Source organism: Asticcacaulis sp. (genome assembly GCF_051954415.1).
Lineage (GTDB): Bacteria > Pseudomonadota > Alphaproteobacteria > Caulobacterales > Caulobacteraceae > Asticcacaulis.
On the sequence record NZ_JBQCHT010000012.1, the window covers coordinates 133,141 to 146,012 of the forward strand.

Genomic DNA, 12,872 nt, shown 5'->3' on the forward strand with positions numbered 1-12,872 from the left:
AAAGAGCTGGAGAATAATGAGATTCAGTAGTTCATGGACAGCCACCAACCTCACGACCATACACACGTTCGCCCGTGGCGGATGATCCAGCGCCGGCCGAGCCGCAAGATCATGGTGGGCAAGGTGGCCGTCGGTGGCGATGCGCCGATCAGCGTGCAGTCCATGACCAATACCCTGACCTCGGATGCCCAGGCGACCCTGCGCCAGATCGCGGCCATGGAAGAGGCGGGTGCCGATATCGTGCGCGTATCGTGCCCGGATGTGGACTCAACCGCGGCGCTGAAAACGATCGTCGACAACGCCAATGTGCCGATCGTGGCCGACATCCATTTCCACTACAAGCGCGCCATCGAGGCCGCCAAGGCGGGCGCCGCCTGCCTGCGCATCAATCCCGGCAATATCGGCTCGCCCGATCGCGTGAAGGAAGTGATCCAGGCCGCCAAAGATTATGGCTGCTCCATGCGTATTGGCGTCAATGCCGGTTCGCTGGAAAAGGATCTGATGGAAAAGTACGGTGAGCCGTGCCCGGAAGCCATGGTGGAAAGCGCGCTGTTCCATGCCAATATCCTGCGAGATCACGATTTCCATGAGTTCAAGATCTCGGTAAAGGCGTCGGATGTTTTCCTGACGGTCGCCGCCTATACGGCGCTTGCCGACGCCATCGACTGCCCGCTGCATATCGGGGTGACCGAAGCGGGGCCCTTGCGTACCGGCACGATCAAGTCGGCGATCGGCTTGGGGAACCTGCTGTGGGCCGGCATCGGTGATACCCTGCGCGTATCGCTGGCCGCCGATCCGGTCGAGGAGATCAAGGTCGGTTTCGACCTGCTGAAATCGCTTGGTCTGCGCCATCGCGGGGTCAATATCATTGCCTGTCCGTCGTGCGCCCGCCAGGGATTCAACGTCATCGATACGGTGGCGAAGCTGGAAGAACGCCTGGCCCATATTGCCAAGCCGATGTCGCTGTCGATCATCGGCTGCGTGGTCAATGGGCCTGGCGAGGCGCTCTATACCGATGTCGGCTTTACCGGCGGGGGCGCGGGCTCCGGCATGGTCTATCTGGCTGGTAAGCCGGATCACAAGCTCAGCAATGCCGACATGATCGAACATATCGTCGAACTGGTCGAGGCCCACGCCGAAAAGCTGTAGCTCGGGGGTATTCCGCGCGAAGCGGACAAACCTGATTATTCGATACACCGGCGATAGCGGTAGCGTGCGGTTGCCTCGAATATCTGTGTAATCTGTGGATCAAAAAAGAACGTCTAAGCGAGTCTTGGCGTTGGAAAACAGAGTATCCACAGATTACACAGATATTCCTGGTAATTTCGCGCTACCGCTATCTTCGGAGCGCGTCTAATTCGTCTTAAGACATCCGTGGCGTCATCTTGATCGCCTTGGGTGCCACGTAACCCTCTTCGTCGATAATCGCCAGCTTACGCTCGTTCTTCATCATCTCGTCGATGGCGCCAGAGGCGACCGGCTTCGAGAACAGGTAGCCCTGGATGATATTGCAGCCCGTCTGGCGCAGGATATTCTTTTGCGCGCGTGTTTCCACGCCCTCGGCTACAATGTTCAGGTTCAGGGCCTTGGACAGCTTGACGATGGCGCGTATAACCGCCTCGGCTTCCGGATCGACACCCAGGTTGGAGACAAACGACCGGTCGATCTTGATCTTGTCGACCGGATAGCGGCTGAGGTAACCGAGCGACGAATAACCGGTGCCGAAATCGTCGAGCGCGATGGTAAAACCCATGTGGCGCAGGTCGCGCAGCACCATCTGGGTGGTGTTGTCGTCATTGAGCAGCACACCTTCGGTAATCTCGATTTCGATCTGCTCGGCGGTTGTTTTTGTTTCCGACAGCAGGCCCTTGATCGTGGCCAGGAAGCCCTGATTGCGCATCTGGGTGGCCGAGACGTTCACCGCGACCTTGAGGCCCGGCCAGCGGTGCGAATCCTGCATGGCGCGGCGCATGATCAGGGTGCCCAGTTCGTTCATCAGGCCGCATTCCTCGGCGAGCGGAATGAAATAGGCGGGCGAGACCGGGCCGCGCGTCGGGTGCGTCCAGCGGCACAGGGCCTCGACGCCGACAATATGGCCGAAGTGATCGACCTGCGGCTGGTAGACGACGTCGATATCGCCGACATGGATGGCTTCGCGCAGGCCGGTTTCCAGCGTCTTGCGCAGCTTGATGGTGGCGTCCATCTCGACTTCGAAGAAGGCATACTGACCGCGGCCGAGATCCTTGGCGCGGTAGAGGGCGAGGTCGGCCTGGCGCAGGGCTTCGGCGGGATCGATATCGCCATCACCGATCAGGGTGACGCCGATCGAGCAGGAGGAAAATACCTGGCCGGATTCGAGGTTGACCGTACCGGTCAGCCCTTCGAGGATGCGCTTGGCCAGCGATGCGGCCGAAGAGCCATCGGTATCGGTCTGGATAATAACGAACTCATCGCCGCCCAGGCGCGCCAGCGTATCGCCGGAACGGATCATGCCGGTGATCTTGTGGGCATTGTGGCGGATCAGTTCATCGCCGGCCAAATGGCCCAGCGTGTCGTTGACATCCTTGAACCGATCCAGCCCGATGCACATGACCGCGACGTGCCCGCCCTGGCGCTTCAGGCGCTCGGTGGCCTGGTTCAGGCGATCAGCGAACAGGGTGCGGTTGGGCAGGCCGGTCAGGTTGTCATGCAGGGCCATGTGTTTGGCCTTGGCTTCTGAGGCGATCAGCCCCTGCGCGGCGCGCTGGCTCTGGTGCAGCAGGACGAGCGCGATCAGGCCGAGACCAAGCGAAATCATCAGGACCGGGCCGAGCGTGCGGATGAAGAGGGTATGGCCGGGGGTATCCGGCATCCAGGTCAGTTCCGCAAGCACCTTGCCGTTGTCATCCTTGAAAGCGACCAGCGCCGAGCCTTTGGGGCGCGGCTGGCCGGGATGCAGCAGCCTGATATCGGACACCATGTAACGTTGCGACAGCGCGATCAGTTCGTCACTCGACAGTTCGTGCATACCGATGGCGACAAACGGCTTGTATTTCAGCAAGGGGGAATCGGCTTTGTCGGAAAGCAGCAGGCTGGCGCCCACAACATAGATATGGCCATTCATCGCCATCAGGCGGCCGGTATGGTTGCTTTCGGTCGTGGCGGGTAATCCGCGGGCGCGGCGGTCTTCATAGGTCTGGCGCAGCCCCGCCACCAGACTGCTGGTCTGGCGCGCGGCGCCGGCCAGGCGGGCGATATCGGCCTCCTTGCCGTTCTGGTAGGCGAAGACGACCTCGCCCTTGTCGTTCAGCAGGAGGTTGGACTCAAAATTGAGGAAATTGTTGAAATAGTCGCCAATATTGCTCTTTACCCATGTGTCGTCATATTTGACGGCGGTGCTTTCGACCGCCTTGTCCCAGATGGTGATCGGCGTCATCAGTTGCGAATGGTCGTCCGCCATCTGGTTGAGGCCCAGCATGACGAGCTTTTCCTCACGGGTGCGCGACATATGGTCGGCTTGCTCGGCCCATACCCACAGACTGCCCACCAGAGCACACACGGCCACGACCACAATCAGGGCCATGGGCGCCAGCAGTTTTAATTCGCCTGAACTACGTTTCACCAGGTCCTCATTCTGAGGTGAGTTATATGTCAGGGTAAGGTTACTGTAGATATCTTAAATTAAGGCAAACATCGGCCATTTTTATTTAAACGATTATTAAGAATTCTGTGCCGGAAAACAGGATAAAATAGATGGCCGCATCCTTGACGAGCAAGGTTTTGCGCGTCACGACCAGAGCAGTTGAAATCTTAATTGGGTAACGCGGTTATGAAATTATTTGTCAGTTCCACATCCGTCTTTGTACGGAAGGTCCGTGTTGTCGTAAGGGAAAGAGGGCTGGCAGCGCGGATCGAGGAGGTATCGCGTCTCCCGGTGGAGGCCGCGCCGGATCTGGTAGCTGCCAATCCGCTGTCGCAGCTTCCGGCCCTGATCGATGATGACGGCGTTTGCTGGACCGACAGCGGCCTGATCAGCGCGTGGCTGGCGACGCAAGGCGAGGGGCCGCGCCTGCTGCCCGACTATGGCACCGATGACTACTGGCGGGTCAGGCGCGTGGAAACCGTGGCCGCCGGTCTCAACGAGATGATGGCCAAGATCGTCTATGAAAACCGCCGTCCGGAAACCGAGCGGTCACCCTTCTGGCTGGAGCGCTGGGAAGATAATCTGAAGCGCGCCTTCGCCGTGGCCGATGGGATGTGTCCGGACGCGAATGTTTTCGACATGGGAACCCTGACTCTGGGTGTGGCGGCAACATTTTGCGATTTCCGCATGGCCCATCTCGACTGGCGGGCCATTGCGCCGCGCGTCGCCGCCTTGCAGTCCGAACTGGAAAAGCGGCAGAGCTTCATTGATACCTATCCGAAATAGGGGTACAGCGACCTTCTCCCGCCCTGCGAAGCGGGGAGGGGGGACCACGAAGTGGTGGGAGGGGCTTTCCCTGCCCCCTGTTTTGACGAGAGAGAACGCTTGATACACCTTCCCGACGCCAAGCTGGCCCAGGTCATGGACCGCTTCCAGATGATCGAAGCGCGCATGGAATCCGCGACCGATGGCGCCGAGATTGTCAGGCTGTCGAAGGAACATGCCGAACTGAAGCCAGTCTTCGACGCCGTGACCCGCCTGCACAAGGCGCGTCAGTCGGTGCCCGAACTGGAAGAGATGGCAGCGCTGAATGATCCCGACCTGTCGCCCCTGGCGGCCGAGGAACTACAGGATCTGAAGGCCACCCTGCCGGAGCTGGAGCATGGCGTGGCCCTGCTGCTGGCGCCACAGGACAAGGACGTCAACGCCTCGGCCATTCTCGAAGTGCGCGCCGGCACCGGCGGTGACGAAGCCGCGCTCTTCGCCGGCGATCTGTTCCGCATGTATAGCCGCTATGCGTCGGCGCAGGGCTGGCGCGTTGAAATCGACAGCGTCTCCGAAGGCGAAATGGGCGGCTACAAGGAAATCATCGCCTCGGTGACGGGCGAAGGCGTCTTCGGCAAGCTGAAGTTCGAGAGCGGCGTCCACCGCGTCCAGCGTGTGCCGGCCACTGAAGCCGGCGGCCGCATCCATACCTCGGCGGCGACCGTGGCGGTGCTGCCGGAAGCGGAAGATGTCGAGATCGAGATTCTCGACAAGGATATCCGCATCGATACCTACCGCGCCTCCGGTTCCGGCGGCCAGCACGTCAACAAGACCGATTCCGCCGTGCGCATCACCCACCTGCCGACTGGCATCGTGGCGACATCGTCGGAAAAGTCGCAGCACATGAACCGCCAGATCGCCATGCGCAATCTGAAGGCCCGTCTCTACGACATGCAGCGCACGGCGCTCGATACGGCGCGTTCGGACGCCCGCAAGTCCCAGGTCGGCTCCGGCGATCGCTCGGAACGCATCCGTACCTATAACTATCCGCAGGGGCGTGTTTCGGACCACCGCATCAACCTGACCCTCTATAACCTCCCGCAGTTCATGGAAGGCGATATGGACCAGATGATCAATGCCCTGATCGCCGAGGATCAGGCCGAGCGGCTGGCCATGCTTGAAGAGGAGCTGGGATAGGTATAGGCTTGCCTGACTTGAAGGGAAAAGTGATGACGGTCAGGCAGATTATATTTGGATTATATGCGTTTTTGCTTCTTGCGGCAGCCCTCTTTCTGGCTTTGCAGGATCAGAATTTCTGGCCATTTTTGTTGATCGCGTTGCCTCTCGGTATCAATGTACAAAAAACACCAAGGTGGTGGACATATCTTTTGTATGTTCTTTATTTTGTAATTATTGCCGTTTTTGCGATGAAGTTTTATCTCACCAATCCGGTTGATTGGCATCAGGTTCTTATAACCAATTGGGACGTGACACTGCTGGTGCTTTACCTGCCTGTTATGTTGCTGGCCTGGTTTGGTTATGAAAAATGGCGGGCAGCCAAAGGTAAAAACTGATGTCCAAGTCTCTGCTGCGCAAAGTTCTCATCCTGTGGGCCATGCTGCTGATCGGTCAGTTCCTGCTGGCGGCGGCGGTGATCTATCAGAGCCTGATGACGGGCGTGCCCTTGCTGAATGCCCTGCTCAGTATGCAGCCGGTTCTGGCCGGCGCCAGCCTGATGCTGTTCCTGATCACCTGGTTGCAGTATAAAAACCGGCCATGAACAAGGGCGTCATCTCTGCGCTCCGGCGCCATCCGGTTAAGGGTTTCACTCCGGAGCCCGTGCCGGAGGCGCTGCTGTACCCGGATGATTTCTTTCCGTTTGACCGGCTCTATGCGCTGGAAGCCGGCCGCTCCGGCTTTGATGTCAAAAATCCAGTCACTATCTCCAAGATGAAGTTCGCCGTGCTGGCGCGCTTCGCCGCCGTAGCGCGGCTGCGCACCCGCTATGATGAGGTGGATGATGCCTTCGAGGTGACGGACGAGGACGGCAAGTCGTGGGTCTTCGACCTGGCTAGTGAGGCCGGAAGTCATTCATTGGCGCGGCATATCGAGACCATTCTGGCGCGTCACGAAGATTATGACCCAACCGCCTTTCCGCTCAACCTGCTGCGCGCGCCGGGCTGGGACGAGGTGCATTCGCACTTCCGCTTTACCGATTCCGGCAAGGGCTTCGTCTCCTTCCTCAATCTCAACAGCCTGCGTGACCTCGGCCAGCGCATCGGCCGCGAGCTTGATCCGTTGCGGCTGCGCGCCAATATCTGGGTCGAAGACCAGACGGCTTTCGAGGATCACGATTGGGTAGGCAAACATATCCGGCTGGGCGAGGACGGGCCGGAATTCGAGGTTCTGAAGCCTATCGTCCGCTGCGTCGCCACCCATGTGAATCCGGAAACGGCCGAGCGCGATATCGATATCTGCGAGGCGCTGTGGCAGAATTACGGACACCGTGACTGCGGCATCTATGCCCGGATCATCAAGGGCGGAACGGTTCGGCCCGGCGACGTATTGCACCTGTATTAAACTCGCCTTATAGCCTTCCGGAGCTTCTACAGACCGGAGATACCTTATGCCTACACTCGTCCTGCTTCGCCACGGCCAAAGCCAGTGGAACCTGGAAAACCGCTTCACCGGCTGGGTCGATGTCAACCTGACCGTCGAGGGCGAAGCCCAGGCGACACGCGGCGGCGAACTGATCAAGGCCGAGGGCATCGAGATCGACAAGGCGTTCACCTCGGTCCTGACCCGCGCCATCCGCACCTGCAACCTGGCTCTGGAAGCGGCCGGCCAGTCGTTTGTGCCGGTCGTCAAGGACTGGCGCCTGAATGAGCGCCACTATGGCGGCCTGACAGGCCTCGACAAGGCCGAAACCGCCGCCAAACACGGCGAGGACCAGGTCAAGATCTGGCGCCGCTCTTACGATGTACCGCCGCCGCCGCTCGAAGCCGGCAGCCTCTATGATTTCAAGGGCGACCGTCGCTATGCCGGCGCCGACCTGCCCGATACCGAAAGCCTGAAAACCACGCTCGACCGCGTCATGCCGTTCTGGACCGGCGATATCGTGCCGGCATTGAAAGCGGGCGACACGGTATTGGTGGCCGCCCACGGCAATTCGATCCGCGCCATTATCAAGTCTTTGTTCGATCTGTCGGACGAGGCGATCCTGGAAATCGAAGTCCCGACCGGCAATCCGCTGGTAGTCAAGCTGGATGATAACCTGAAGCCGGTGTCAGTCAAATACCTCGATCAAGCCCGCGCCAACCCGCTGCCGGAAATCAAGTGACGATAGAGGCTGACATTGCCGTTATGAAACAGGCGCTCCGGCTGGGTTTGTCCCAGGCGGGGCGGACCTGGCCCAATCCGGCGGTCGGCTGCATCATCGTGAAAGATGGCAAGGTGATCGTTGAGGGCGCCACGGGCGATGGCGGGCGTCCCCATGCCGAGGAAATCGCGCTCGATAAGGCGGGCATGACGGCCAGGGGCGCCACCGCCTATGTCACGCTCGAACCCTGCGGCCAGCGCTCCAATGGTGGCTGCTCGTGCTCGCAGAGGCTCGTTGAGGCCGGCGTGGCCCGCGTTGTCTATGCCTGCGATGATCCGTCGCCCTTCGCCTCGCATATCGGCGTAGAACGCATGAAAGCTGCCGGGATCAGGGTCGAATCCGGCCTGCTGGCGGGGGAAGCCGACGGCCTGATCGCCCCGACCGCCTACTATCACCGCACCGGCCGGCCGCTCGTTCAGGCCGATACGCAAGGGCAGGGCTTCGACGCCGTATTCGCGCCTGAAAGCGATGATCTGGAAGCCGAACTGGTGGCGTGGGCGGGCCGTGGTTACCGCCATCTGTCGGTTCCGGTCGGGTCTGACCTGGCGCTGGCGCTCGTCGCATCAGGCTTAATGGCTGGATAACCCAAATTTTTAAGGTTTTTGTGGAAGACTGCCTGTCCTGATATCGAGGAAAGCCCGTCCGCATGACCGCCACCGCCGGCGATACACGCTACACCAAGCTTAACCAGACGCAGGTCGACACGATCTGCACGAAGCACGAACGCCTGCGCGCCATGAAGCCGGGCGGGGCGCGGGCAGTCTTCGCGTGGTGTGACCTGTCGGGCCTGAATCTCTCCGGCCGCGTGCTCAATGATGCCGATTTCACCGCCGCCATCCTGATGGATTGCGACCTGACCAATACGGTGCTCGATACCTGCAATCTCTATTGCGCCGACCTGCAACTGGCCAATCTCAGCCATGCCTCCATGCGCCGGGCCGACCTGCGCGGCGCCTCATTACGCGGCGCCAACCTCTCCGATTGCGACCTATACGAAGCCGACCTGCGCGAAGGCGCCCTGGCCCTGCCGGATAAGCAGGCGGGCTTATCTTACGTCGAAATCTCCATGCGCTCATCGGAAGCCACCTATGCCAATCTGCGCGGGGCCAATCTGGAGCGTTCCAAGCTTTCCGGCATCCAGGCGATGAAGGCCGATTTCACCGACGCGACCATGAAGTCGTGCAAGCTGATCCGCGCCAATCTCAAGCAGTGCATCATGGACAATGTCGACCTGGCGGGGGCCGATCTTTCCGGTGCCGACCTTTCCGGGGCCTCCTTGCGCGATGCCGTGCTGATCGGCGCCAAGACCGACATGTGGCGGACTTCCCAAACCGACATGACCGGTGTGCTGACCGACAAGCCGCAGGGCACGGATGTCACCAATCTGCCCTATGGCCAGATGCTGCGCGATCATGCCCTGTGGGTCGATACGCTCGGCAAGGAAGGCACACCTTCCAAATTCGATAATGCCGACCTGCGTGGCCTGGGCTCGATCAAGGGGCTGAACCTGGCGGCGCTTTCGGCCAAGGGCGCAGTTTTTTACGGACTGGACATGCGTGGTGTGCAACTTCAAGGCGCGCATCTCGAAGACGCCGACCTGCGCAACTGCAACCTGGCCGGCGCCGATCTGCGCGGCGTGCGCATGGCGCGGGCGCGTCTGGATGGCGCCAATCTCGAAGGCGCCAATCTCGGTGCGCTGAAGATCGACGCCACGCGCTTCCTGCCGGCGGATCTGCGTGACACCCGTATGCGCAATGTCAATTTCACCGATTCCGACATGAAACTGGCACGTCTCGATGGCGCGGATATTTCGCGTTCAAATCTCCAGGGCGCCATGATGAATCTGGAAGCGTTGGAGCATACCACCTGCGTGGCTCTGCGCGGACGCATCGCCTCCTGACATAAATTGGCAGTATGATGCGTAAGATGTCTCCAGCATTGAGGAGACTGTCATGACTGTCAAAGGAAGCTGCCATTGCGGCGCCACCCAATTCACCATCGATAAGGCGCCGGAAACGGTCACGCGCTGCACCTGTTCGATCTGCAGCAAGCGCGGCGCCTTGTGGGCCTATTACACGCCGGACCAGATTGTTTTCGACCCGGCCAATGATCCGGCGAAGGACAGCGAATATCGCTGGCAAAGCCGGATGGTGGGGCTGCATTTCTGCAATGGCTGCGGGTGCACCACCTATAATGTGTCGCCGAGCTGGGTCGATTACAAGCCGGATTTCGACCATCCGCAGATCGCCATAAATGCGCGCCTGCTTGAGGGTTTCGACCTGGACGCCGCCCCGGTCCAGGTTCTCGACGGCCGGAACCTGTGGTGACGCGCTTCTGGCTGGCCGTAGCCTGTGGTGAGCATGTCCGGCGTGGGCGGGCGGAAGGCTTCATGCAGGTCAATCACGGCAACCTGGGACCGCTCAAGCGCATGAAGGCGGGCGATGGGATCGTTTATTATTCGCCTTCGGAGAAGATGGGCGTGAAGGACGGTTTTCAATCCTTCACCGCCATTGGCCGTATCCGGGAAGGCGAGCCATACCAGGGATATATGTCGGAGGGTTTCCAGCCCTTTCGCCGGGATGTTGAATGGTCAGAGAGCCGCGAGCAGCCGATCCGTCCCCTGCTGGGCACGCTCGACCTGACAAAAGAGCGTAACTGGGGGTATGCTTTGCGCTTCGGTCTGCTGGAGCTCAGCGCCGGTGATTTCGCCGTGATCGGCGCGGCGATGACGGGAGAAAAAGATGGCCTGTAGTGAACCGGTGTCGCTGCGCATCCGTGATGCGCTGGGCGCGGCGAAGATCACGGAAAAGCGGATGATGGGCGGCCTGGTTTTCCTGCTGAACGGCAATATGCTGGTCAGCCACAGAACGCTGAAAACCGGTGAGGAGCAGTTGATGTTCCGGCCCGGCCACGACAATGAAGCCGAAGCCCTGGCTATTGCCGGCACGCGGCCGATGATTCACGGCGGGCGGCGCATGACGGGCTTTATTTTCATCGATGAAGCGGAGTGCCCGCCGCCGGTGTTCGACCGTCTGCTGGACCTGTCGCGGCACTTCGTCGAGACCTTGCCGGCAAAATAAAAGACCCCCGGCTTGTCGCCTGACCGTCAAACGCCCGAGGGATGGCAGGCGGAGATCAGAGGGGCCGGGGGTCTTGGGCGCGGTCTACCGTCAGGGAACCGCGCAACACACACTTTAGTTGACGCACTTTTTAATCTGAAAAGTGCGTTACACTTTTCAGAAAGTGCTTGAGTTTGGGGAGCAACAGGAGGCGTGCCCGAGACGCCTATCTCAGGCACGCGGCAGAGATTACTCGGCGGCAGTCAGGACCGGCGCGGAGTCGTTGGTGTTGGCCGTCTTGATGGCGATGGTCTTTGCCTTCTTGGCTTCCGGCACTTCAAGCTTGAGCGTGATCGAGAGCAGGCCGTTGGCGAGGTCGGCTTCGGTCACTTTGATATGATCGGCGAGCTGGAAACGGCGCTCAAAAGACCGTTCGGCGAGGCCGCGATGCAGGAAGGTGCGGGTAGCGGCATCATCGTCCTTCTTGCCGGTGACGGTCAGGACATTTTCCTTCACTTCGATATTGAGCTGGTCGGGGCGGAAGCCGGCGACAGCCACTTCGATGCGGTAGGAATCTCCCTGGTCTTCGCCTTCGGCAGCCGGCAGGCGCTCGATATTGTAAGGCGGCCAGCCCGGCGCCGTATCGGTGCGGGCGGCGCTGTCGAGCAGGTTGACCAGACGATCAAAGCCAACGGCGGAACGGTACAGGGGGGAAAAATCAATTGCGGTACGCATAGGGCTCTCCTTCAAAAAGCGAGACATTACGGGTGTGCAGGCGCGCTGCTTCTTAATCCGTAAAGGTTTGATTTGGCTCAACATCTACACCCCCAACTGGGCGGTGTTGCTAAACCAGAAGGCCCGGTATCGGCGCCTTCGCTTTATGATTTGGTAGCGACTTTCTGCTGTTCAAGGGTCAGGTGCGAAAAATCTTCAGCGATTTCTTTCGCGGTCAGCAGGCTGTGGTGGTGGTCCTCTTCCGCGATCAGGCGGATGGCCTCCAGCGCCGCCTGACAGCCCATGCCGGCGGCCGTTACGGCCTGGCGATAGACATCGTCGGTGACATCGCCGGCGGCGAAGACGCCCTTGATCGAGGTCTTCGGTGTGCCCGGTTCGACGACAAGATAGCCGCCTGACTTGGTTTCCAACTGGCCTTCAAACAGTTGCGAGGAAGGCGCATGGCCGATGGCGATGAAGACACCGTCGAGATCAACGACGCGGTTTTCGCCCGTATTGACGTCCTGCAGGCGCACACCTACCACGCCCGCGCCGCCGAATTCATTGGTCTCGCCCAGGATTTCATCGATGGCGACATTCCAGATCGGTTCGATCTTCGGATCATTGAGCAGGCGCTCGACCAGGATCTTTTCGGCGCGCAGTTGCTCACGGCGGTGGATCAGATAGACCTTGGCGGCGAACTTGGTGAGGAACAGCGCTTCCTCAACCGCCGTGTTTCCGCCGCCCACCACGGCCACCACCTTGTTACGGTAGAAGAAGCCATCGCAGGTGGCGCAGGCCGAAACGCCGAAACCCTGGTAGGTCTTTTCAGATTCGAGACCCAGCCACTTGGCCTGGGCGCCGGTGGCGATGATGACCGTCTCGGCCAGGAACTGCGCGCCGCTCTCGGTTTCCAGCAGGAAGGGGCGCTTCGACAGGTCAGCCTTGGTGACAATTTCGCCGATGATTTCGGTGCCCATATGGACGGCCTGGGCCTTCATCTGGTCCATCAGCCACGGGCCCTGCACCACCTCGGCGAAACCGGGATAGTTCTCCACGTCCGTGGTGATCGTCAACTGGCCGCCGTCCTGCGGGCCGGTGAAGATGACCGGCGACAGCAGGCCGCGCGCCGCATAGATGGCGGCAGTCCAGCCGGCGGGGCCGGTGCCGATGATGGCGCAGCGAAGGGGACGGGGCTTGGACATGACGGGAACCTGCGGAATCGGAAAAGTTAACGGCCATTAGATAGGTAGTGATGCGGCGAATGTCATCAGTAATTGCAGGCTGGCGGCGCTTTTCAACACCTTGTTCTTTTCCGAAACTTTGCAATCTG

The 12,872-nt window shown here is 60.2% G+C and carries 15 protein-coding genes; 12 read left to right on the forward strand and 3 right to left on the reverse strand.

From position 1 onward, the window contains the following. The first annotated feature begins 33 nt into the window (after positions 1–33). Positions 34–1,149: a flavodoxin-dependent (E)-4-hydroxy-3-methylbut-2-enyl-diphosphate synthase gene (gene ispG, locus ACTHND_RS04395; protein WP_440176126.1), complete on the forward strand. Its 1,116-nt coding sequence runs from the start codon at positions 34–36 to the stop codon at positions 1,147–1,149. Positions 1,150–1,363: 214 nt separating this feature from the next. Here the strand turns inward: ispG and ACTHND_RS04400 are convergent, their stop codons facing one another. Then, complete coding sequence (locus ACTHND_RS04400; RefSeq protein WP_440176128.1) at positions 1,364–3,601, reverse strand: putative bifunctional diguanylate cyclase/phosphodiesterase; 2,238 nt, start codon at positions 3,599–3,601, stop codon at positions 1,364–1,366. 207 nt (positions 3,602–3,808) lie between these two features. Between ACTHND_RS04400 and ACTHND_RS04405 the strand changes: the two genes are divergently transcribed. From ACTHND_RS04405 to ACTHND_RS04455, 11 genes are all read left to right on the forward strand, one after another. Continuing rightward, on the forward strand, positions 3,809–4,408 hold the full coding sequence (locus ACTHND_RS04405) for a glutathione S-transferase N-terminal domain-containing protein (RefSeq protein ID WP_440176130.1): 600 nt from the start codon (positions 3,809–3,811) through the stop codon (positions 4,406–4,408). A gap of 102 nt (positions 4,409–4,510) precedes the next feature. Next, complete coding sequence (prfA, locus tag ACTHND_RS04410) at positions 4,511–5,584, forward strand: peptide chain release factor 1 (RefSeq protein ID WP_440176293.1); 1,074 nt, start codon at positions 4,511–4,513, stop codon at positions 5,582–5,584. Positions 5,585–5,592: 8 nt separating this feature from the next. Further along, entirely contained in the window at positions 5,593–5,961 is a 369-nt protein-coding gene (locus ACTHND_RS04415; protein ID WP_440176133.1) for a hypothetical protein, read from the forward strand. Beyond that, positions 5,961–6,167 (forward strand): hypothetical protein, encoded by a 207-nt coding sequence (locus ACTHND_RS04420; protein WP_440176134.1) that lies wholly within the window; start codon positions 5,961–5,963, stop codon positions 6,165–6,167. The genes ACTHND_RS04415 and ACTHND_RS04420 overlap by 1 nt, the downstream gene beginning before the upstream one ends. Continuing rightward, positions 6,164–6,967, forward strand: coding sequence for an MOSC domain-containing protein (locus tag ACTHND_RS04425; RefSeq protein ID WP_440176137.1), 804 nt, complete (start codon positions 6,164–6,166; stop codon positions 6,965–6,967). The genes ACTHND_RS04420 and ACTHND_RS04425 overlap by 4 nt, the downstream gene beginning before the upstream one ends. A gap of 46 nt (positions 6,968–7,013) precedes the next feature. Continuing rightward, complete coding sequence (gpmA, locus tag ACTHND_RS04430; protein ID WP_440176139.1) at positions 7,014–7,727, forward strand: 2,3-diphosphoglycerate-dependent phosphoglycerate mutase; 714 nt, start codon at positions 7,014–7,016, stop codon at positions 7,725–7,727. Then, the gene (locus ACTHND_RS04435; protein ID WP_440176141.1) at positions 7,724–8,350 is read left to right on the forward strand and encodes a bifunctional diaminohydroxyphosphoribosylaminopyrimidine deaminase/5-amino-6-(5-phosphoribosylamino)uracil reductase RibD; all 627 of its coding nucleotides are present in this window, start codon (positions 7,724–7,726) and stop codon (positions 8,348–8,350) included. Before gpmA ends, ACTHND_RS04435 begins: the two co-directional genes overlap by 4 nt. Before the next feature lie 62 nt (positions 8,351–8,412). Continuing rightward, positions 8,413–9,666, forward strand: a complete 1,254-nt coding sequence (locus ACTHND_RS04440; protein WP_303829633.1) for a pentapeptide repeat-containing protein — start codon at positions 8,413–8,415, stop codon at positions 9,664–9,666. 52 nt (positions 9,667–9,718) lie between these two features. Then, positions 9,719–10,093, forward strand: a complete 375-nt coding sequence (locus tag ACTHND_RS04445) for a GFA family protein (RefSeq protein ID WP_440176143.1) — start codon at positions 9,719–9,721, stop codon at positions 10,091–10,093. Beyond that, positions 10,090–10,518, forward strand: a complete 429-nt coding sequence (locus ACTHND_RS04450) for an EVE domain-containing protein (protein ID WP_440176146.1) — start codon at positions 10,090–10,092, stop codon at positions 10,516–10,518. Before ACTHND_RS04445 ends, ACTHND_RS04450 begins: the two co-directional genes overlap by 4 nt. Further along, on the forward strand, positions 10,508–10,846 hold the full coding sequence (locus tag ACTHND_RS04455) for a hypothetical protein (RefSeq protein WP_440176148.1): 339 nt from the start codon (positions 10,508–10,510) through the stop codon (positions 10,844–10,846). Before ACTHND_RS04450 ends, ACTHND_RS04455 begins: the two co-directional genes overlap by 11 nt. A 228-nt stretch (positions 10,847–11,074) precedes the next feature. Here the strand turns inward: ACTHND_RS04455 and ACTHND_RS04460 are convergent, their stop codons facing one another. Both ACTHND_RS04460 and trxB read right to left on the reverse strand, forming a co-directional pair. Further along, positions 11,075–11,560: an Hsp20 family protein gene (locus tag ACTHND_RS04460; RefSeq protein ID WP_440176150.1), complete on the reverse strand. Its 486-nt coding sequence runs from the start codon at positions 11,558–11,560 to the stop codon at positions 11,075–11,077. A gap of 143 nt (positions 11,561–11,703) precedes the next feature. Further along, positions 11,704–12,744 carry a thioredoxin-disulfide reductase gene (gene trxB, locus ACTHND_RS04465; protein WP_440176151.1) on the reverse strand — a complete coding sequence of 347 codons (1,041 nt, stop codon included), beginning with the start codon at positions 12,742–12,744 and terminating at the stop codon, positions 11,704–11,706. Positions 12,745–12,872 lie beyond the last annotated feature (128 nt).